Annotated in this window: 15 protein-coding genes, 1 tRNA gene and 1 pseudogene; 7 read left to right on the forward strand and 10 right to left on the reverse strand. The window is 70.5% G+C overall.

The genetic code is table 11. From position 1 onward, the window contains the following. Positions 1 to 60: 60 nt before the first annotated feature. From MKK60_RS21985 to MKK60_RS22015, 7 genes are all read right to left on the reverse strand, one after another. The gene (locus tag MKK60_RS21985; protein WP_243934981.1) at positions 61 to 969 is read right to left on the reverse strand and encodes an energy transducer TonB; all 909 of its coding nucleotides are present in this window, start codon (positions 967 to 969) and stop codon (positions 61 to 63) included. Next, entirely contained in the window at positions 966 to 1400 is a 435-nt protein-coding gene (gene exbD / locus MKK60_RS21990) for a TonB system transport protein ExbD (protein WP_243934982.1), read from the reverse strand. Before exbD ends, MKK60_RS21985 begins: the two co-directional genes overlap by 4 nt. 4 nt (positions 1401 to 1404) lie before the next feature. Beyond that, a complete protein-coding gene (gene exbB, locus MKK60_RS21995; RefSeq protein WP_313901144.1) occupies positions 1405 to 2400 on the reverse strand; it encodes a tonB-system energizer ExbB in 996 nt (331 codons plus the stop codon). After that, positions 2372 to 3115 carry a YitT family protein gene (locus MKK60_RS22000; RefSeq protein WP_243988573.1) on the reverse strand — a complete coding sequence of 248 codons (744 nt, stop codon included), beginning with the start codon at positions 3113 to 3115 and terminating at the stop codon, positions 2372 to 2374. Before MKK60_RS22000 ends, exbB begins: the two co-directional genes overlap by 29 nt. After that, on the reverse strand, positions 3108 to 4247 hold the full coding sequence (locus MKK60_RS22005) for a PLP-dependent cysteine synthase family protein (RefSeq protein ID WP_243988574.1): 1140 nt from the start codon (positions 4245 to 4247) through the stop codon (positions 3108 to 3110). The genes MKK60_RS22000 and MKK60_RS22005 overlap by 8 nt, the downstream gene beginning before the upstream one ends. Before the next feature lie 12 nt (positions 4248 to 4259). Beyond that, positions 4260 to 6350 (reverse strand): ABC transporter ATP-binding protein/permease, encoded by a 2091-nt coding sequence (locus MKK60_RS22010; RefSeq protein ID WP_243988575.1) that lies wholly within the window; start codon positions 6348 to 6350, stop codon positions 4260 to 4262. Positions 6351 to 6546: 196 nt separating this feature from the next. After that, positions 6547 to 8763 (reverse strand): TonB-dependent siderophore receptor, encoded by a 2217-nt coding sequence (locus MKK60_RS22015; protein WP_243988576.1) that lies wholly within the window; start codon positions 8761 to 8763, stop codon positions 6547 to 6549. A gap of 447 nt (positions 8764 to 9210) precedes the next feature. Between MKK60_RS22015 and MKK60_RS22020 the strand changes: the two genes are divergently transcribed. Both MKK60_RS22020 and MKK60_RS22025 read left to right on the forward strand, forming a co-directional pair. Next, complete coding sequence (locus MKK60_RS22020; protein WP_243988577.1) at positions 9211 to 10332, forward strand: TlpA family protein disulfide reductase; 1122 nt, start codon at positions 9211 to 9213, stop codon at positions 10330 to 10332. Positions 10333 to 10432: 100 nt separating this feature from the next. After that, entirely contained in the window at positions 10433 to 11575 is a 1143-nt protein-coding gene (locus tag MKK60_RS22025; protein ID WP_243988578.1) for a TlpA family protein disulfide reductase, read from the forward strand. Positions 11576 to 11880: 305 nt separating this feature from the next. Here MKK60_RS22025 and MKK60_RS22030 read toward each other — a convergent pair whose 3' ends face one another. Together MKK60_RS22030 and MKK60_RS22035 are read right to left on the reverse strand one after the other, a co-directional pair. Further along, complete coding sequence (locus tag MKK60_RS22030; protein WP_243988579.1) at positions 11881 to 12843, reverse strand: DUF4880 domain-containing protein; 963 nt, start codon at positions 12841 to 12843, stop codon at positions 11881 to 11883. Beyond that, entirely contained in the window at positions 12840 to 13388 is a 549-nt protein-coding gene (locus MKK60_RS22035) for a sigma-70 family RNA polymerase sigma factor (protein WP_243988580.1), read from the reverse strand. The genes MKK60_RS22030 and MKK60_RS22035 overlap by 4 nt, the downstream gene beginning before the upstream one ends. Positions 13389 to 14588: 1200 nt before the next feature. On the opposite strand from MKK60_RS22035, the gene MKK60_RS22040 reads away from it, so the two are divergent. From MKK60_RS22040 to MKK60_RS22050, 3 genes are all read left to right on the forward strand, one after another. Further along, complete coding sequence (locus tag MKK60_RS22040; RefSeq protein ID WP_243988581.1) at positions 14589 to 15176, forward strand: TadE/TadG family type IV pilus assembly protein; 588 nt, start codon at positions 14589 to 14591, stop codon at positions 15174 to 15176. A 106-nt stretch (positions 15177 to 15282) separates the two neighbouring features. Then, positions 15283 to 15954, forward strand: coding sequence for a TadE/TadG family type IV pilus assembly protein (locus MKK60_RS22045; protein WP_243988582.1), 672 nt, complete (start codon positions 15283 to 15285; stop codon positions 15952 to 15954). Between the two features lie 19 nt (positions 15955 to 15973). Then, positions 15974 to 17377 (forward strand): pilus assembly protein TadG-related protein, encoded by a 1404-nt coding sequence (locus MKK60_RS22050; RefSeq protein WP_243988583.1) that lies wholly within the window; start codon positions 15974 to 15976, stop codon positions 17375 to 17377. Positions 17378 to 17815: 438 nt separating this feature from the next. Here the strand turns inward: MKK60_RS22050 and MKK60_RS22055 are convergent. Beyond that, positions 17816 to 17892, reverse strand: a tRNA-Arg gene (locus MKK60_RS22055). 410 nt (positions 17893 to 18302) lie between these two features. On the opposite strand from MKK60_RS22055, the gene MKK60_RS22060 reads away from it, so the two are divergent. Both MKK60_RS22060 and MKK60_RS22065 read left to right on the forward strand, forming a co-directional pair. Next, positions 18303 to 19916, forward strand: coding sequence for an acyltransferase family protein (locus tag MKK60_RS22060; RefSeq protein WP_243988584.1), 1614 nt, complete (start codon positions 18303 to 18305; stop codon positions 19914 to 19916). A 143-nt stretch (positions 19917 to 20059) separates the two neighbouring features. Then, a pseudogene (locus MKK60_RS22065) lies at positions 20060 to 20263 on the forward strand (amidase); the annotation flags it as partial.

The following is a 20263-nucleotide window of genomic DNA, read 5'->3' on the forward strand; positions in this document are numbered from 1 at the left end:
CGGAGAGGGGGCGGGCGCGACCGCTCGCCCTCGAGCGGGCACGTGTCGGGCGACGGGGGCCTAGCGGCGGAACACGAGCGGCACCGTCAGGCTGGTGGTGCGGCCGCCGGGCGGCGGCGGGTAGGGGGCGGCCCGGTACATCACCGCCATGGCCTCGGCGTCGAAGGCGGCGTTGCCCGAGGAGGTGACCAGCCTGACGCCGGACGCGCTGCCGCCCGCCCCGAAGGTGACGGCGACCACCGCGACGCCCGTCTGGCCGCGCGCCTCGGACGGGAAGCGCTTGGCCCGCACCATCCTGGCCCGGACCTCGTTCTGCCAGCTCGCCCGCGAGGCCTCGCTCACCGCCGACCCGGCGGCCGCCGCCGCGGTGACGTCGGCCGTCCGCCGATCCGACCGCGGCCCGCCGCCGGCGCGCGCGGCCACGCTCGGCTTCTCCTTGCGCTCGACCGGCTTGCGCGTCTCGACCGGCTTCGGCTTGCGATCGACGGGCTTGGGCTTCTCGACCGGCTTCTTCGGCTTCTCCTTCTCGACCGGCTTCTCGGCCGCCCTCGCCTCGGGCGGCTTCGGAGGCAGCACGGCCTGCGGCTTCACGTCCGGCGGGGGCGGCGGGACGTCGACGACCGGCTCGGGCGCCGGGGGCGGCGGGGCCTCCTCCACCGGCTCGGGCTCGGCCTGGGTGCGGGCGTCCGCGGGCGGCCCGGTGGTGGTGTTGTCGACCTCCGAGCGCGCGGTCACGGCGATCGGGGACAGGGTGATCATCACCGCCGCCGGCATCTCCGGCCAGGCGGGAGGCGGATCGTCCCGGCGGGTCAGGAGGAGGTAGAGTCCCGCATGCAGGCCGAGGGTGAGGCCCGCCGCCGCCGCCCAGCCGAGGATCCGCCCGGGCGACCGGGTGCGGCTCAGCGCCTCCCGGCGCAGGCGCACCGCCTCGACGGCGCGCACGAAGGCTTCCGGCGGCGGGTGGATCATGGCTGCCCCCCGCCGACGTCCTCGAGGCCCACGAGCCCGACCTTGAGGTAGCCCGCCGCCCGCAGGAGGTTCATCACCCCCATCAGCTCGCCGTAGGGCACGCCCCGGTCGGCGCGCAGAAAGACGCGCTCGTCCTTGTTGCCCTTGGTCGCCGCGTCGATGGCGCCGCCCAGGGCGGCCCGATCCACCGCGTCCTCGCCGAGCGCCACGGTCAGGTCCGACCGCACGCTGACGAAGACGGGCTTGTCGGGACGGGCCTGCTGGGGCGCGCTCGCGGTCGGCAGCTCGACCGCGACGTCCACCGTCGACAGGGGGGCGGCGACCATGAAGATGATCAGCAGCACCAGGATCACGTCGATGAACGGCGTGATGTTGATCTCGGCGTTCTCGGCGAGGTCGCCGTTGGCGTGGGATCCGAGCCGGACGGCCATCGCGCTACTCCGCCGCCACGCGCAGCCGGGCGGCCTTGCCGGGCGCCGGGAAGGTGCCGGCCTCGCGCCGGTCGAGGTCGCGCGACAGGTGCCGCATGATCAGGGCCACCGCGTCGGTCGCCAGCATGCGGTAGGCGACGACGCTGCGCGCGAGCCCGTTGTAGATCACCACGGCGGGGATCGCCGCGACGAGGCCGATGCCGGTGGCGAGCAGCGCCTCGGCGATGCCGGGGGCGACCACCGCGAGGTTGGTGGTGTTGGAGTTCGCGATGCCGATGAAGCTGCGCATGATGCCCCAGACCGTCCCGAACAGGCCGACGAAGGGGCCGACCGAGCCGATCGTGGCCAGGATGGAGATGCCGACCGCCATGCGCTTGGCGGCGGCCGCCTCGATCCGCTCGAGGGCGATGGCGACGCGCTCCTTGATGCCCTCGCTCGGCAATCCCTGGGAGAGGGCGAGCTCCTCCTCGGTCTCGACGAGGAGCTGCGCCCCGAGGCCGTGCCGGACCTGACGGGCGGCGTCGTCCAGGCTCGTCGCCGCGCGGATCGCCGCGAGCTCGCCCGCAGGCGGCGCTTGGCCAGGAGAAGGCCCAGCGCCCGGGCGAGCAGGATCGTCCAGGTCAGGACCGAGGCCGCGGCGAGCAGCACCATCACGCCCTGCACCACCGGGTCCGCGTTCAGGAACATGCCCAACGGCGAGAGGTCGCGGTGCGGCTTGGCCGCCGGGGCCGGCGATGCCCCGGCCGCCGGCGGCGCGGCGGCCGCCTCGGGCTTGACCTCCACGCCGATCGTGGCCGGAAGTACCTCCACGGTCGGCGCCGCAGGCGACGCGACGGCGTCGGAGGCGGGGACAGGGCCTTGCGCCTGCACCGGCAACGACCAAAGCGCCGCCAACAGACCGAACGTGCTGGCGATCCGCCCTATCGTTGCTCTCGCCCGGCCCCCGGTGCGATGGCTCGTCAGTATGCGCATTATCTCGTCCCCCTGCAGCCAGGAACACGTCGGTCCCACCTGTTCTGACGGACGAGGCTGGAAAAGCGACAGCTCGGTGACGCAGTTTTCGAGGGTTCGTGCATGCCGGTGCGCAGCACCCGGGTGACGCCGACGTAGCGGTCCGCGCGGTGGTGGACAACGAGCACGCCGTTCATCACGATCGCGCCGAGGACCGAGAGGACGAGGTTCTGGGCCGGCAGAAGGCAGGAGCCGGCCGCGAGGATCGCGAGGTCGCAGGCCATCTGGACCCCGCCCGCGCGCAGGCCGTAGCGTGCCTGCAGGTAGACCGAGAGCATGCCGATGCCGCCGAGGCTCGTGTCGTGCCGGAACAGGCACAACAGCCCGACGCCAATCAGGGCGCCGCCCGCGACCGCTGCGAAGGTTGGATCGATGGCGGCGATCTCGAGCCAGCCGGCAGCCTCCCGCGCGACCACGGATTCGAGCGTCACGGCGAGCAGCGTGCGCAGGACGAAGGCGCGTCCGCTCGTGCGCAGGGCGAACCCGTAGAAGGGCAGGTTGAGGAGGAACAGGCCCAGCCAGAGGGGCACCGGGCTGATGAAGGCCAGCACCTGCGCGAGGCCGACGACCCCGCCCACGAGCAGCGCAGCCCGGGCGTAGAGCACCACGCCGAAACTGGCCAGGAGCGTCCCGACCAGGATCCCGAGCCCATCCTCCAGGACGCTATGACGGCGGGCGGGTCCTGCCTGCATCGGTTCAGGCATGTGCGGAGCTCCGAGGGGGCGTCGCGGGCGTCGGCCCGGCCGGCCCGACGCCCGCGAGGAAGGCGGCCATGGCGCGCATCGGCTCGCGCAGGTCGAGGCCCCGGGCCGAGACCCATGCGTCGTCGAGATGCGTGCTGCGGTAGCGCTCGCCCGAATCGCACAGCAGGGTGACGACCGAGCCGCTCTCGCCGCGCGCCGCCATCCCGTCGATCACCTGCGCGCAGGCCCAGAGATTGGCGCCCGTCGAGCCGCCGCACGAGCGCCCCAGCACCTCCGCCAGCACCCGCGCCGCACCGAGGCTCGCCGCATCCGGCACCGCGACCCAGCGGTCGATGAGCTGCGGCAGGAAGGACGGCTCCAGCCGGGTCCGGCCGATGCCCTCCACGACCGAGCACGGCCCGCGGGCGGAGGTCACCGCGGGATCGGCGAGGTGGCGGTGGAACACCGAGGCCTCGGGGTCGGCGAGGCAGAGGCGCGTCGGATGGCCCCGGTAGCGCAGGTAGCGCGCGATCGTCGCCGAGGTGCCGCCCGTCCCCGCCCCCACCACGATCCAGGCCGGCACGGGGAAGCGCTCCCGCGCCAGCTGGCCGAAGATCGATTGCGCGATGTTGTTGTTGCCCCGCCAGTCGGTCGCCCGCTCGGCATGGGTGAACTGGTCCATGAAGTGGCCGCCGGTCCTGGCCGCGATCCGCGCGGCCTCGGCGTGGACCGCGGCGGGATCGTCCACGAAGTGGCTGCGGCCGCCGAAGCGTGCGATCTGCGCCACCTTCTCGGCCGCGGTGGAGGCCGGCATGACCGCCACGAAGGGCAGCCCGAGCATCTGTGCGAAGTAGGCTTCCGAGACGGCGGTCGAGCCGCTCGACGCCTCGACGACGGTGGTGTCGCGCCCGATCCAGCCGTTGCACAGCCCGTAGAGGAACAGCGAGCGGGCGAGGCGGTGCTTGAGGCTGCCGGTCGCGTGGGCGGATTCGTCCTTCACGTAGAGGTCGATCCCCGCCCGGCCGGCGAGCGGCACGCGCAGCAGGTGCGTGTCGGCGCTGCGTGCCGCTTCCGCGCCCACGGCGTCGAGGGCGTCCCGCAGCCAGCTGCGGTCCAGGGTCGGGCGGTGCCCGTCGATCGAAGGTTCCTGCATCGGGCCGCGCGCTCAGGCGGCCTGCGCGGCGGGCGAGCGGCGGAAGCCGTCGCCGTCGCGCGGCACGTCGATCCGGCGTGCATGGTGGGCGATCAGGCTGTCGCGGTGGCCGATCGAGATCAGCGTCGTTTGCGGCAGCCGCCGTTTCAGGGTCTCGTAGACCTGGCGCTCCAGCGCCGGATCCATCGCCGAGGTCGCCTCGTCGAGCAGCAGCCAGTCGGGCGTCGCCAGCAGGGCGCGCGCGATCGCGACGCGCTGCCGCTCGCCGCCCGACAGCGTCTGCGACCAGTTCTCGTCGCGGTCGAGCGATGCGGCGAGGTGGCCGAGGCCCGCGTCGCGGAGCGCGGCGGCCACCGCCTCGTCCGCGAAGGCGTCGGCCGGCGCCGGGTAGCTCACCGCCGCCCGCAGCGAGCCGACCGGGAGGTAGGGCGCCTGCGGCAGCACGAGGAGGCTTGCCCCCTCCGGCAGGCTCATCCGCCCGCTCCAGTACGGCCAGATCCCGGCCATCACCCGGAACAGCGTCGACTTGCCGGTGCCGGACGGCCCGGTGATCAGGACGTTCTCCCCGGGCACGAAGCGCAGCGACAGGCCCTCGGCCAGGGCGGTCCCGTCGGGCAGGCGGATGGCGGCCTCCGCCAGCGCGATCGCCCCGTCCCGGCCGACCTCCACGCGGCCGCCCCCCGGCGCCGCCATGCGGTCGAGGGCGTCGTCGAAGCCGGACAGGCGGTCGATGACGGCCTTCAGCGCGGCGAGGCTCGTGAACCGCGCGGAGAAGAAGGTCAGCGCGGCGGACACCGACCCGAACGCGGCGGCGGCCTGGCTGAGGTCGCCCAGCGTCACCTGATGCGTGAGGAACAGGGCGCCGAGCGCGATGTAGGGCAGATTGTGGCTCAGCAGCGTGCAGGTCAGCTGGAAGAGCGCGAGGCCGGCCGTCATCACGATGATCGCGTAGGCGTTGCGCTGCACGTGGCCGAACAGCCGGTCGGCGATGCCGGCTTCGGTGCGCCCGCCGGCCATCAGGGCGATCTGCTCGCCGTACTCGCGCAGGCGCGCGAGGCCGTAGCGGTAATCCGCCTCGACGTGCTGGCGGCGGAAGGAGAGCGGGATCAGCGGGCGGCCGATCGCGATCGTCACCGCCGTGATCACCACCGCGTACAGGACCGCGGCCCAGAGCAGCAGGCCGGGGACGACGATGTCCGGCCCGAACGGGCGCAGCTTGTCCGAGAGCTTCCAGAGGATCAGGGCGTAGGCCAGGAACGAGCTGAACGTCGCGATCACGCTGAAGGTGAGGTCGACGACCCCGGAGCCGCCGCCCTGGCCCCCGTCGATGAAGAGCGGAACGTCCTCCTGGATGCGCTGGTCCGGGTTGTCGGTCCCGGGGCCGGCGAGCCCCATCCGGTAATGCGCGCCCGTCGCGATCCAGCGCCGGGTGTAGTCCGCGCTCATGCTCCGGCGCCAGCGCACCGCCAGGAGCGCGGTCAGGATGTGATGCAGCAGGTAAAAGCAGAGGTAGGGCAGCAGCCAGAGCGGCATCGTGACGAGGAGCGTGTGCCAGAAGGTCGGGCCGTCATAGGCCTGCAGCGCGTCCATGAAGCGCGACGAGATGAGGAGCGTCTGGATCTGGAAGACGACGACGACCTGGTTGAGGAGCACGATCACGACGACGCCGACGCGCGCGAGCACCCGGTCGGGGATCGCGAGGCGCCGGCCGAGGATGCGGATGTGCGTGCGTTCCGGCGACGCGAAGAAGCGGTCTGCGATCGCGAGCGCCCGGCGCACGACCGGGAGGCCGGCCAGGGCGCGCAACGCCGCCACCGACAGGCAGAGCGTCATCACCACCGGCTCGGAGACGGTGAGCGCCGGCGGCCGGTCGGCGAGCAGGCCCCCGGCATCGGCGAGGACGTTCAGCGCGAGGACGGCCGCCTCGCAGCCGAACAGGGCCATCAGCACCCGGTGGAAGGCCGAGACGGGCCCCGCGCGGAAGCTCGCCGCGGCGGCGAGGACGAGGAAGCCGGCCAGCAGCCGGTGGGACCCCAGGCCGAAGCCCTCGGCCGAAAGCACCGCCGCGGAGGCGGCGAGAAGGAGGGCACCGAGCCAGATCATGAAATTGTCCTCGACGATTGGTGCCGGCCCGCCGGGCCGGCATGAGCGACCTGCGGGACCTGCTGCGAGAGCCGCGCGTTGCGAACCCGGCCCCGGCCCGCCCGGGCCGAGGGCCCGCGCCCGGCGTCGACCCGACCGCGTCGTCGACGGGGGCGGGGCGCCTGCCGCGGCGTGGCCGTGCGGTCGGTCGCGATGGTCAGAATCGGTAGGTCGCCTGCAGCGTCACGTTGCGGCCCTGGATGGGGGACAGGTAGGTCGTGATCAGGGACGGCACGAGCGAGTACCTGTTCAGGATGTTGTCGACCTTGAGGCTGATCGTATAGTCGGGTCGGTCGTACGAGATCGCGGCGTCGAAGGTGTCGTATCCGCGAATTCGGTATACGGTCGCGCTATTGGGCGTGATCAGGAAGGTGCCGACGTAGCGCACGCCGCCCCCGAAGGTCAGCCCGGCCAAGGGGCCGTCCTGCAGCGTATACGTCCCCCACAGGTTGGCGAGATGCTTCGGCCGGCCATAGAGATTGTAGGCATTCGTATCCTTCCCGGCCTCGAAGGTCTGGCTCGTGAGGCTGGCGATGAGGTTGAGGCCGGGCAGAACCTCGCCCTGGGCCTCGATTTCCATGCCCTTGCTGTTCTGGCCCCCCACGAGGATTTTGCTCTGCCCGCTCGGATCCGCCGGATCGTTGATCGCGACGTTCGTGCGCACGAGATCGTAGAACGACGTCGTTAGGTTGAGGCGCTTGTCGAACAGGGCAAAGCGCGCACCAACCTCGGCCAGATCCCGTTGTTCGGGCGGCAGCACGTTGCCGGATATGTCTACGCCTGTATTGGGAGAATATCCGTCGGACCGATTGCCGTAGACGGTCATCCAGGACGTGACATCGAACGCCGCTCCGGCGAGCCAGGACGGGCCGTCGCTGGTCGACGCGCTCGAGGTCGATCGCTTGACCCTGGGGATCGAGGTTGTCGACGAGGAGTCGAAGGCGTCCTGCCGGACCGATCCAAGGATGTGAAGCCGATCATCGAGCGTATCGACCTTGTCGAGGATGTAGATTCCCTGCGTCGTGTTCATAGTCTTGGTGATGCTGAGCGGAACTTCGTTCGGCGTCCGCCTTGGGAACTCGGGCAGCCCCGTCGCCAGATTTGCTGTGAAGCTGTCGAGTTCGCGGCCGGAGTTACTGTGAGAATTCAAGTAATCGTAGCCGAACTTTAGTGTCTGCTTCGCAAATTCGCTCTCGTATTTCATGGTTACGTCGAAGCGGTCGGTGAGGCTCAAAACTTTCGAGTCGGATCCATTGCGCACAAATGACAAGGGGCCGGAGAGAGATCTGATATTTCCCGCAGTAGAAAGGGTCGGTACATGGATGGAGTACCCGATGTCGGACCATTCGAAGCTGTTGTTCAGCGTGACGTCCATGCCGAAGATGCGCCCGACATCGTAGGACTGCTTCGTGGACAGGGTCAGGTTCTCGGTGGTGCCGCCGAAGTAGTCGTTGCCGATCGGCACGCCGCGCCGCGGCTCGACGATCGGCGCTACGGCTCTCGAAGCGAGGGCCGGGATGAACGCGAAGGTCCCAGGTGCGATCCGCGCCTGGGAGTAGCGCAGGTCGCCTTGGAGCGTCAGGTCCTGGCCCTGCCAGCGGACGCTCGGGGCGACCAGGATCTCGTGCGGATCCTTGTATCCGGCGTAGGTCTGGTCGGCGTGGTTGCCAGAGGTGACGAAGCGGTACGTCGTGCCCTCCAGCCCTTCGACGCGCCCGCCGAGGTCGGCGGCGATGGTCTTGTAGTTGTAGGAGCCGTAGCGGACGGTGAGGTTGCGGATCGTCTCGCTGGTCGGCTGCTTCAGCGCCACGTTGACGAGGCCGCCGAGGTCGCTCACGCCGTTGAGGATCGAGGTCGGTCCCTTCAGCACCTCGACCCGCTCGACGGCATCGATCGGCACCTGATCGATGCCGCCGTTGGGAATGCCGTTGACGTTGTACCCGGCCCCGGAGAAGCCGCGGATGGTGAAGGTCGGGCGGCCGATGCCGCTGCCTGCGGGAGAGAGATTGACGCCAGCGACATTGTGCACCGCGTCGGCCGTCGAGGTGACGACCTGGGATTCGAGCACCTTCTGCGTCACGGTCGAGACCGAGATCGGGATCTCGCGGGCCGGCGCGTCGCCGATGCGGATGGTTTCGCCCGCATCCCCCGGCTGGAAGCCCTGGTCGCCGTGCGAGCCGCCGGGGATGCCGCCGGCATCGGTGACGTCGATCGCGGCGAGGTCGGCACCCGCCGGCACCCCGGCCACGGGACCCGACGCCGCGCGGATGGTGAGGCTGCCGCCGGCGCCGGGCGCGACCTGCAGGCCGGTGCCCGCCAGCGCCTGGCCCAGCGCCGCCTCGACCGACTCGCGCCCGCTGATCGGCCCGGCCATGCGCCCCCGGGCGAGAGTGGCCGGGAAGACGATCGGCCTGCCGGCGGTGCGCGCGATGCGGGTGACGACCTCCGCGAGGTCGCCGCGCGGCACGTCGAAGGCATAGACCGTCTGCGCCTGCGCCGGCCGGCAGCCGCCGGCCAGGGCGAGCGCCAGGGCCCCCGCCGAGACCGCGCCGCGCACGTGTCGTCCCACCCCGCCGAAAGTGTTCGCCGCCATCGTTGGCCCCCGCCTTTTCAACCCTCTTGCCGAGCCTGACGGACGAGCCCGCGAAACCGTCAGCGCTCCGCGAAATATTTCGAGGCCGGGGCGGAACCTTTTTGCGCGGCGCCGGGCGGATGGCCGCTGACGCTTTGCCGATCTCGTCCGTCATCTCTGGCAGGTGGACAGAGGCCGCCGAACGCGGGAGCGCCCGGCTTCCGGCCGCCGAGACCGAAGGGAAGATCCATGTCGAACACCGAGTTGCTCGTCGGCGACGTTGCGCCGAAGCTCCAGTTGGGCCCATTCCTCAAGGGCGAACCGGTCGAGGCCGCCGTGCCCGGGACGGTCGCGGTCGTCGAGTTCTGGTCGCCGACCTGCGGCCCGTGCGTGGCGAGCATTCCGCACCTCACCGCGCTCCAGGCAGCCCACCCGGAGGTCGTCGTCCTCGGCGTCGCCCTAGGTCCGTCGGAGCGGGTCAAGGACTTCGTGCACGGGCAGGGCGAGGCCATGGCCTACCGGGTGGCACTGGACGCGCCGCGCGCGGACGGAGAGGCGGGCGGCTCGAGCTACCAGGCCTGGTGCGAGGCGTCGTTTCGGAAAGGCATCCCGGCATCCTTCATCGTCGACCGCGGCGGGAGGATCGCTTGGATCGGCCATCCGATGGAGCTCGACGAGCCCCTCGCGACCGTCCTCGAGGGGCGCTGGGACCTGGCCGCCAAGGCCGAGGCGTACCGGGACATGATCGTGCGCACCAAGACGCGCGAAGCCGCGCGGCTGCAGGCGGAGATCATGCGGCACGCGCGGGCCGGGGACCGGGCCGCCATGCTGCGGACCTATGACGAACACTTCGCGGCCGATCCCGAGCTCGAGCGGGTCGAGGGCAACGCCAAGCTCAGATTGATGTTCTGGGAAGGACGGCCCGACATTCTCGACTACGCGCGGCACCTGATCGCGGCGTCTCCCGGCGACGACAAGGCCCACTTTCAGGTCGGATCCATGCTGCGCCGCTCCGTGCAGGGCGACCTCGAGGCCAAGAAGCCGGTCGATCCGTCGATCGCCGCCTTCGCGGTCGAGGCCATGCTGCAGGCGGAGCACGCCGTCCTGGCCCGGAGCGACGGCGCGGGTGAGCGGGTCGAGGCTCTGGCAACCCTCGCGCAGGCGCTCCTGACCGCGGGGCAGGCCGACGCGGCGCAGGCCCGCGCCCGCGCGGCCCGCGACCTCGCCGAGACGGCGGGCCTGGCACCAGAATGGTTGGCCGGTACCGACGCGCTGCTGGAGCGCTGCGCCGCCGCGGCCTCCGCGGCCGCTGCCGCGCCGATGCCCGAGATGGTCTGCGCGGACGGCGTCTGCCGGATCGGCCCGGCCTGACCGCGGCGGCTCGCCGTCCCGGCACCCGGTCCGGGCCGGCGTTCGGCCGGCGGACAGGCGGTCCGATCCGCGAGACCCGCGCCAGGGGGAGCCCAGAGCGATGTCGAAGGTGGAAGTGTTGCTGGGCGATCCCGCTCCGGGGTTGAGCTTCTCGGCCTTCGTCAGGGGCGAGCCCGTCGCGGGCGTGCCGCCCGGCCAGGTCTCGATCGTCGCGTTCTGGTCCCCGGCCTGCCCGGTGTCCCGGGCCAGCCTTCCCTGCCTGACCGCGCTCCAGGCCGCCCATCCCCAGGTCGCCGTCCTGGCCGTGGCCCTCGGCCGGCCGGATGCCGTGCGCTGCCTCGTGCGTGCGCAGGGGAGCGCCGTCCGCTACGCGGTGGCGATCGACGCGCCGCCCGCGCCGGGAGACGTCTACGGGCCGACATACCAGGCGTGGTTCCACGCCTCCTACCAGTCGGGCGTGCCGAAGGCCTTCATCGTGGATCGCGACGGGCGCATCGCCTGGATCGGGCCGCCCCTGCGGCTCGCCAAGCCGCTCACGGCCGTCGCCGCCGGGTCCTGGGACCTCGCGGCCGTGGCCGAGGCGCACCGCGACGGGCTCGCGCGGGAGAAGGTCCGCGAAACCCGGCGGATGCACGCCGCGCTGACCGCGTGCGGGCGGGCGGGCGATCTCGCGGGCGTCCTGCGCGTCTACGACGAGACCTTCGCCCTGCACCCCGACCTCGAGCCCCGGTGGGGGTCGGGCAGGCTCGGGCTGCTTCTCGCGATGGGCCGCCCCGATGCGCTGGCCTACGCGCGCTGGCTGACCGCGTTCGACGCCGGAGACGGCGAGGTGCTGCTGCGCGTCGGCGCGGCGCTCGTCGGCGCGCTGGACTTCGCCGCGATCCGGGGCGCCCCGGCCGATGCGGCGCGCATCGCCCTGGCGCTCGACGTCCTCGACCGGGCCGAACACGCCGCCGGGCCCGATCGCGCCGCGCGCATCGCGATGCGGATCCACGAGGCCCTCGCGACGGTCCTCCTCACCGCTGGCCGCTCGCGCGAGGCGCTGGCCCGCGCCTGTGCCGCCCGCGCGGGGGCCGAGGCGGCCGGCATGCCGGCCGTCGTGCTCGGGCAGCTCGACGCCCTGGTCGAGCGCTGCCTGGACCGCCCGCGCTCGCCCCGCCCCTGCGGCTCGGCCGCGCCGGCCTCCCGACGCGGCGGCACGGGCGATCCCGATGATCGCCCCCCGCTCACGGAAGACTCGTGAGTCAGGACCGCCCGCGCCCGCCTCGGCCGCGCACCGGCAGATATGATGGGGCGGGTATCGGCCTGTTGCGCTTCGGCGGGTCACGATGGCCACGACCGGCCGGATCGCGGCAGCGCTGCGCCTGATCGGCAAGCGGCGAGGTGGACCTGGGCGGCGGGCCCGATGCGCGTTCGGGGCATCCCCCTCGCCGGTCAGGACCAGGAGCCGATCTGTCCGGAGCGGCACGGAGGCCGGGCGCGGCCCAAAACCCTCGGTCGAGGCTGCATCGCGGTGACGGGCGTCTCGCTCGGTCCGCGGAGCCGACGTCAGCTGTCGCGAGGCCGCAGCGTGACCCAGTATCCGGCGATGCGGTTGATCGACAGCCCGAGCGATTCGGCGAGGGCGTCGAGGGTATCGCTCGGATTGACCAGCGAGAACACGCCCGTGGCATGCAGCGACGTCACCGCGGGATCGAGCCGGATCACGCCCGGGAAATAGGGCCGGATGCCGTCGACGATCGAGCCGAGCGGCCGGTCCTTGGCGACGAGCAGCCCGTCGAGCCACGCGGTCGCGCTCTCGATGTCGAAGGCGCGTCGGCGGACGAGTCCGCCGGCAAACTCGATCTGCTCCCCCCGGCTCAGGCCGTCCCCGGCGCCGCCCCTCCCGACGCGGGCGGCGCCTTCGAGGCCCGACAGCGTCAGGACGCCCTCGCGCCTCTCGACGAGGAACGTGCCCGCCTCCGTGTTCAGGGTGACGTCCTCGACCTGGGCATGGAACGGGACGGAGCGCGCGGCGACGCGCATCAGCACCTTGCCGTCGAGGAGTCGCATGGCGCGCAGCCCCGGCTCGTACTGGAGGTCGACCGCGGTCCGAGGCGACAGCACGAGCTCGCTTCCGTCCACGAGGGTCAGGCGCTTCTGCTGCGCCGTCAGCGTGACCTGATCCGCCAGGATGTGGTTCAACGGCAGGAAGCGATCCGTCAGCGCGAGCCCGGCCGTGCCGATGCCGAAGACGCCGGCGAGGCTCGCGAGCACGGTCCGGCGTGACTGCCGCCGCTGCATGAGCCGCTTTGTCACGCTGCCGCGCACCAGACCCTGGCGAGCGGCCACGCCGCAGGGCAACAGACTTTCCTGAAGGCGGATCCAGACGCTCTCGTTGCGTTGATCCGCGTGCAGCCACGCCTCGAACTCGCGATACGCCTTCTCGGACATCTCGCCGGAATTGACCTCCACCATCCAGGCGATGGCGGCCTCGGCCCGCGGGTCGTCGAGCATCGTCGCCGCCGTCATGAGAACCGCGTCTCCCGCGCCGCGGCCGTCCCGATTCCTGCGTCGGCACACAGGGCGGCCCGGAGGCCCTGCGCCACGTACTTCCTGACCATGCTGACGGAGACTTTCAGCTCCGCGGCGATCTCGGCATAGGGCAGCCCGTCGATCTGGCTCATCAGGAACGCGGTGCGGGCCTTCGTCGACAGCCGTGCCAGCATGACGTCGATCGCTCTCAGGGCCTGCACGACGATGAGGCGCTCCTCCGCGGAAATCTCCAAGGCTTCCGGCATCAGGGCCAGCTCCGCCTCGTAGGCGCGCTGGAGGTCGTTGCGGCGTCGCGCATCGAAGATGAGGCGACGCGCGATGGTGGTCATCATCGCGCGCGGCTCGCGCACGGAACCCGCTCCCGGCATCTGCAGGAGTGCCAGGAACACGTCGGAGGCGAGGTCCTCAGGCGGCACGACGGTCCAGCGCTGCCGGCCGAGCCACTTCATCAACCAACCGTTGTGCTGTCTGAACAGGCCGTCCATAACGGAGTTGTTTTGGCGTACAGAGGCCACACCCATAGATTCAACTCCAAGTCGACGCTGCCGAAGCACTCAGGCGACCGCAAAACTCATCGAACCGATTGTTCTACCTATATACCCGCGGTTGTACGCGTGGAAAATCTTTCGCCCATGTTTCTGTGTAGCAGATCCCATGCCAGACTCGAGTCTTCCGGCTTGCCGAGGTGATCTCGTGATCCGATTTCGGCCGATCATAGCGTGATGTGTTGTGATTGGGCCGCAATCTGAACGACCGAGTCGCGAGATGGCCTCGGCGTTCGGATGGACACTGACCGAGCGGGGGACCAGCACTCGTTCGCAAGGATCGAGTCCTCGGCGTCGCCCAAGCCGTACCGCGACTTCGGCCAGGATTGCAGGACGATGATGGATAGCCGCGACAGCGTCTACCGCTCTCCTGCGCTGTCCGCGGCATCGAGACGGCCGGGTGCGACTTCCGCACCTCGAGAAACCGAGACCGTCGATCCACTCGGTAGGTCAGGCTCCGCCTCGAAAACGGGCAGTTTGCCCCGACGACCTGCGACAGCAATTCACCGCCCGACGCGTCGGTGCCGAAGACATCGAACGATCGATGGAAGTCTCCGGTTCTCTCGGCAGGTCGATGTTCCGCCGGCCTTGCGCGAAGGCGGTGGCCGTGGGGCCGAAGACGGACTCCATTTCGATGACGGCCTTTGCGACTATCGATCCGCGTGAGCTGGCGGTGATTCGGCCTGATCCGAGCCGATCTCAAGCTCGGCCGGGTCCGAGGTTCCCCCATCGGGGCGATCATCAATGCTGGAAGGCCGACTCGAAGATGATCCGGGCCCGGGTGAAAGCGCTCGGCGATTTGGACCGCCGATCGGGCTGACGCCCCATCTTGAGGCACAAGATCTTCCGGGGCAGTCGCGCATTCGTGAGCTTGCCGGCGAGGCTCCGGCAGATCCCGCTTTCCCAAAGTGATCCAGACGTCCTCCCGCCCGGCTCGGTCCGAAGGCCGCCGGCGAGGTCGATGGAACGGCGGTGGCAACGGCGTCGTGGGACTCAAGATACTTCAGGTTATGCGATCATCGTCGCGCCGCCCAAGCTAAGATTTGCTACCTAGGTTCTTGTCCTATCACGGTCCGTTGCTGAATTGACCGCGTGTTAAGAGCGGACGCCCCATGAATGATCTCGATCGGATGGGCCGGAATAAGCTCCGCGGCGGCCGAATGCTGAGAAGGTGCGATGTTCCGGGCGGTGATGCGGAGGTTCCGGTCCGGTGCCGCTCTCAGCGACGAGCGCGGCGCCGCTGCCGTCGAGTTCGCGATGACGGTCGTCCCGTTTCTCGGGTTCGTCTTCGCGATCCTTCACGTCGCCCTGTATCATTTCGCGCTGCAATCCCTCGACGCCGCGACGCGCACCGCCTCGCGCCAGGTCATGACCGGAGCGGTGCAGTCCCAGGGGCTGACCGCCGACCAGTTTCGCACCACCCTGCTCTGTCCGGCACTAAGGATTCCGCTCAGCTGCGCCAACATCGTCGTGAGCATCACCAAGGTCTCGAGCGCCCCTGCGGCACCGAACATCGCCCCCTTCATCCGATCCAGCATTCCGGCGCTGGTTCCGGTCAATCTCGACAGCAGCAAGAGCACCTACTGTCTCGGAATATCCGGAGATTATCTTTTCATCGATGTATCTTATAGCTTCATCAACATAGGGGCATTCATTCAATCCGTCTTCGGCGATGTCGTGAAGAATTCGGTCGTCCTGCGATCGACGAACTTCATCTACAACGAACCCTTCCAATCCGCGACCGGAAGCTCGCAGTCGTGCTAGGGAAAGCCCGGTTCGGATCGCATCTCGGCCAGCTTTGGCGCATCGCGGGCCGCCACGGCGTTGCCGACCCGTCCCGGCCGGCGTCCCACGGCGAGCGTGCCTTGCGATGACCCTGGCCGAACGCGTGTCATCGTCGGTGCGGTGCTGGTCCCGACGCGGCGTGTGGGCCTGCCGGAGGGGTGTCTCAGCGGTCGAGTTCGCCCTGATCGCCCCCCTTCTGATGGTGCTCTTCATGGGGGCCGTCGACATCAGCCGCGCCGTCACCGCCGCGAACAGGGCCGGCTACGTTGCCGACTCGATCGGCGAGCTCGTCTCGCAGGCGACCACGACCCTGACCGAGGCGCAGATCTCGGGGATCATCCAGAGCGCACCGCTGATCGATGCGGACATCCTGGCCTACGGCCGGCAGATCGGAAGCACCAACCTGCCCGCGCTGGTCAACCTGACGATCTCCAGCGTCAGGTTCTCGAAGACCGACGCGACCTGCGTGGCGAACTGCATCTACTTGGCATCGACCGTGTTCAGCCGTGCGCTGGCCGGCAGCGTGAGGCCGTGCGGCCTGCTTCTGACCGCGCCGGACAGCGCCGCCACCACGCCGGCGACGTTGCCCGCCTCGACCTTCGGTCCCGTCTCGCTCGTCGTCGTCGATGTCGCGGTCTTCTTCCAGCCGATCTTCCTGAAGGGCTTTCCGTTTCCCGGGACGTTCCGACGATCGTCCTATTTCCGGCCGCGGCAGGTCACGCAGGTCAATGCGGCGACCAACTGCCCCGGTTCCTGAGAGAGAAAAGTCCTTTCGCATGTCGCCTCGATCCGCCCTCTGGAGATCATGCCGTGGCGTTGGACGCTCCGTCGCGGCCTATCGCTCGGATCGGCGCGGCAACATCGCGCTTCTCTTCGGGCTGCTCCTCCTGCCGCTGATCGGCACCACGGGGCTCGCCATCGATTACGGGCAGCTGCTCACCGCCCGGACCACCTGCCAGACCGCCGCCGACGCCGCCGCCCTCTATGCCAGCGGCGTCGCCAAGGCGCTGATCCAGCAATCGGACGGCAGCGCCGCTTCGGTCGCGTCCGCCAAGACCGAGGCGCAGACCCGTGCGACGGGCCTGTTCAACGCGCACGTGGCGCGGATGACCAACGTCATCGCGACGGGCGGAACCGTGACCGTCGCCAAGGTCGGCCAGCGCATCGACGCGCTGGCGACGTTCAACGTCGCGACCAGGACGTCGTTCGGCGGCATCTTCGGCGTCCGGAGCATGAATGCCTCCGGCTCCGCGAAATCCTCGGCCTCGATGCCGCTCTATACCGATCTCTACATGGCTCTGGACGTGTCGCAGTCGATGGGCCTGGCCTCGACCACGGCGGGAGCCAAGAGCCTCTTCACCCTGATCAAGACGATGGAGAGGAACGCCGGCAACTCGGGCGCCACGGGCTGCGTCTTCGGCTGTCACGTCGTGCAGACCGGCAGCAGGCTGGCGAGCAGCTATCAGTCCATCGCCGGCAGCGCCGTTCCACCGATCACCCTGCGCATCGACGTCCTGCGCAATGCCGTGAACAAGACCATCTCCACGGCCCAGAGCGACGCCCTCGCCGCCGGCACCAGCAACTACCGGATCGCGCTCTACACGACGGGCCTCTCATCCGCGAACGGAACGACCTACAGCCTCAATCAGCTGGCGGCGCTCAGCTCGAACTGGAACGGCCTGTCGGCCGCGGCGGCGAACATCGACCTGGGCCCGAACAACGGTGGCGGAACAGGCGACAGCTACCTCAAGGAGCCGCTGACCGATCTGCTGACGAAGATCCCGACGAGCGGCGACGGAACCAGCCAGGCGACGTCCCGCGCCTACGTCATCATCATCACCGACGGCCTGCGTGACGTGAAGGGTTCCTCCTGCACCTCCGGGCATTGCACCGCGGCGTTCGATCCGGCCGTTTGCCAGAGCTACAAGAACAAGAACATCACCGTCGGGGTGATCTACACCACCTACCTGCCGATCCTGGCCGATCCGACCACGGGAAGCTCGGCGCTGGATGGCAACTATCAAAGCCTGGTCCAGCCCTACGTCTCGCAGATCGCGCCGAACCTGCAGGCCTGCTCCTCGCCGGGCTGGTATGCCGAAGCCTCCGACGGGCCGTCCATCGATGCGGCGCTGGCGAAGATGTTCGGGCAGACGACCATGCAGCCGCAAATCACCAACTGATGCCGACACGCGACGCGGACGGGCGTGAAGCCTGGCGCCGCGACTTACGATGCTGCTTTGCGCGCGACCGCCGCGGGAACGCACCATCCGCTCATGCCGATCGGTGTCGATCATGACCAAGGGCGCCCGGCGTACAGACCGATCGACGCGATCTTTCAAGGCTTGTCGAAGAGCTTGTTTCGGGCCTCGCATCAGCGATCGAGCGGATCGCGGACCGTCCGCTCGCGGAGAGCGCACCCGAATTGATCGCGTCATGCGGCCGGTCGATGCGTGAGAGCGCGACGCAGGGCAAAATCCCGTTGCGAAGGCGTTGCTTCAGGCGATCGTCGATTGCGTCGAGAACGCTGTCCGCATCATTCGCAATCCGGCCGGCCCGGAACCTGTCATCGCCGGCGCTGGCTCACCCGCCGGGCAGATGTTCGCGGTTCGGTAGGGAAGTGGCGCACCCGACACGATTCGAACGTGTGACCTTTGCCTTCGGAGGGCAACGCTCTATCCAGCTGAGCTACGGGTGCTGACCGTGCCGATTTCCTAGCCGATGCCGCTGCGCGGCGCAACGGGGCTGTCGCGGGGTCGAAGGCCGGGGGGATGACGGCGTGGGTCGCCGTTGCCGCGGTCCCACCGATCGGCGAGGCGTCACGGCGCACGTCGCCGTCGCACGTCGCAATCCGCGGCGCTCGGTGCGCATTGCGCCATGGTGCCCCGGGCCGGCGAAGCGGGGGATCGGGGTTCTGCGATCCGAGCGAGGCTTCGCACGCCATCCGGGCAAAGTGTTCGAGCGATACCGGTATCCTCATACTGTGGCCCTAACGGCAGACCCAGCGAAAGGCGGCACGGCCATCTTGTATCGGCCATGTTTCTGACTGTTTCTGGCGGGCATCCGCGCTGCGACGCTCAGCGTGCAACACTGTTCGAAGCGCCGGCGATGCAGACTCGTCTCGACCGACATCATCCTCCCGCCGTCACGGCCCCGACGCATTCGCGGCCGGCAGGCGGCGCCCTGGCGGCCGTGGGCATCGCGCGGCCCGGCGGGGCGCTGGCGAACCTGCAACTCCTGCGGGCGTTCGCGGCGAGCCTCGTCCTGGTGCACCACGTCGCCGTGTATGCCCAGGCGCTGCGGGGTGCCGCGCGGCCGTTCGCGACCCTCGACACCCTGATGGGCGTCTGGGGCGTGGCGATCTTCTTCGCCCTGTCGGGCTTCCTGATGGCCCGGCTCGTCACCCGCGATGCGCCGCTCGTCTTCCTCGCGCATCGGGTCAGCCGCATCTTCCCGACTTACTTCGGGGTGGTGGCGCTGTTCGCCGGCCTGTTCGCGGCGCTCGGCCTGCAGTTCGGCGGCGTGTCCGTGCTCGCCCTGTCCCTCGCGCCCGGAGGCGCGCGAAGCTCGCCCCTCAACGTGGAGTGGACGCTCGCCCTGGAGCTGTCGTTCTATGTCGGCCTGTTCCTCCTGGCCTCGGCCGGGCAGGCGCGGCGCCTCGTTCCCCTCGCGGCCGGCTGGCTCGTCCTGCTGGCGGTCGCCTTTCCGCTGCTGCCGCCCGACAGCCGCAGCCTAATGCCGCCGCCGCTCTACCTGGTGCCGGTCACGGCGGCCTGTGCGCCCTTCGCGGGCGGCCTGCTGCTGCCGCGGCTGATCGCGTCGGGCCGGATGCGTCCGGCGACGGCGCTCCTCGCCCTGCCCTTCCTGGTGCTCTGCGTCTTCGTCGACACGGCGGCCGCGCGCTGGCTCGGTGGCGTCGCCGCGGTGCTGATCGTGGGCGCCGCCGTCACGGCGCCGCCCGTCCGCCGGGTGGGGCCGGTGGCGCGGGGGACGATCGCGCTGGGGGATTGGAGCTACGTGCTCTACCTCGCGCATCCGCCGGTGCTGTTGCTGGCGGGCTGGGCTTGCCCGCCGGACTGGTCGGGGCCTGCCTATGCCGGCGTCTGCCTCGCGGGCTCGCTTCTGGCCGCCACGCTCCTCGGGCCCCTCGACGTCGCGTTCTATCGGCGCGTTCGCGGGCGGATCGACGCTGCGGGTCCGGTCGCGCTGAGGCGGGGCGTGACCGCCTTCCTCGTCGTGTTCACCGGTTGCGCCCTCTGGGGCAGCGCCGAGACGGCGCGGAACGACTGGGCCGAGAGCCGGGCCCGCGCTGCGGTCGCCGCCCTGCCCGCCGCGGCATGGACGTCGCGGGCGGCGGCCGAGGCGGCCATCGCCACGCGAGGCCTCGCCCTGCCCCCAACCCTGCGAACGGCCGTCGAGACGGTGGAGCGCATCTCCCCAACGGAGCTCCTGGTCGGGGCCTACGCGCTGGATCCGGACCAGCCGAGCCGAAGCCTGCATCTCGCCCTGTTCTGCGGCGGGCGCCTCGCCGCCTTGGACAAGCCGCGGCGCTTGCGCCGGGACCTCGCGGCTCGGCCCGGCTTCGAAGCGATGAGCGAGCGGCGGATCGGCTATCGCCTGCGCATCCCTGCCGATTCCTGCAGCCGGGAGAACGCGGTCGCGGCGCTCGTCGACGAGACCGGCCTGATGACGGCGCTCGCCGTCCCGCGAGCCGGGTGGTGATCGGGATCCACGTCGGCGGGGGCGGCGGGCGATGACCGGCATGCGTCGTGGCGATGCCGGGCCCTGGTTCGTCGATTGCATCCGCGTTCCGCCGCGTCGCCGAGCGCGACGCCGCGACCTGTGATCCGAGCCGAGGAGCGCACATGCCGACGCATCACGAGATCCCGGCCACCCCCGACAAGATGGTGCTCGGCTACTTCGACGCTGCGCTGCCGCCGGTGCTCGAGATCGCGTCCGGGGACACGGTCACCCTCCATTCCTTCCCCGCCGGCGGACGCGAGTCGCTGCATCCCGATCCCGCGCGGGTCTCGGCCGAGCACCTCGCGGTGCTCGATCAATGCGTCCCC

Origin of the sequence: Methylobacterium sp. J-092 (assembly GCF_022829325.1) — a bacterium.
In the GTDB taxonomy this organism is placed as follows: domain Bacteria; phylum Pseudomonadota; class Alphaproteobacteria; order Rhizobiales; family Beijerinckiaceae; genus Methylobacterium.

Bases quoted from the DNA above. Each gene is read 5' to 3' on its own strand.
- MKK60_RS21985 (WP_243934981.1), bottom strand. From the start codon at position 969: ATGATCCACCCGCCGCCGGAAGCCTTCGTGCGCGCCGTCGAGGCGGTG.
- exbD (WP_243934982.1), bottom strand. From the start codon at position 1,400: ATGGCCGTCCGGCTCGGATCCCACGCCAACGGCGACCTCGCCGAGAAC.
- MKK60_RS22000 (WP_243988573.1), bottom strand. From the start codon at position 3,115: ATGCCTGAACCGATGCAGGCAGGACCCGCCCGCCGTCATAGCGTCCTG.
- MKK60_RS22005 (WP_243988574.1), bottom strand. From the start codon at position 4,247: ATGCAGGAACCTTCGATCGACGGGCACCGCCCGACCCTGGACCGCAGC.
- MKK60_RS22010 (WP_243988575.1), bottom strand. From the start codon at position 6,350: ATGATCTGGCTCGGTGCCCTCCTTCTCGCCGCCTCCGCGGCGGTGCTT.
- MKK60_RS22015 (WP_243988576.1), bottom strand. From the start codon at position 8,763: ATGGCCGGGCCGATCAGCGGGCGCGAGTCGGTCGAGGCGGCGCTGGGC.
- MKK60_RS22020 (WP_243988577.1), top strand. From the start codon at position 9,211: ATGTCGAACACCGAGTTGCTCGTCGGCGACGTTGCGCCGAAGCTCCAG.
- MKK60_RS22025 (WP_243988578.1), top strand. From the start codon at position 10,433: ATGTCGAAGGTGGAAGTGTTGCTGGGCGATCCCGCTCCGGGGTTGAGC.
- MKK60_RS22030 (WP_243988579.1), bottom strand. From the start codon at position 12,843: ATGACGGCGGCGACGATGCTCGACGACCCGCGGGCCGAGGCCGCCATC.
- MKK60_RS22035 (WP_243988580.1), bottom strand. From the start codon at position 13,388: ATGGGTGTGGCCTCTGTACGCCAAAACAACTCCGTTATGGACGGCCTG.
- MKK60_RS22040 (WP_243988581.1), top strand. From the start codon at position 14,589: ATGTTCCGGGCGGTGATGCGGAGGTTCCGGTCCGGTGCCGCTCTCAGC.
- MKK60_RS22045 (WP_243988582.1), top strand. From the start codon at position 15,283: ATGACCCTGGCCGAACGCGTGTCATCGTCGGTGCGGTGCTGGTCCCGA.
- MKK60_RS22050 (WP_243988583.1), top strand. From the start codon at position 15,974: ATGTCGCCTCGATCCGCCCTCTGGAGATCATGCCGTGGCGTTGGACGC.
- MKK60_RS22060 (WP_243988584.1), top strand. From the start codon at position 18,303: ATGCAGACTCGTCTCGACCGACATCATCCTCCCGCCGTCACGGCCCCG.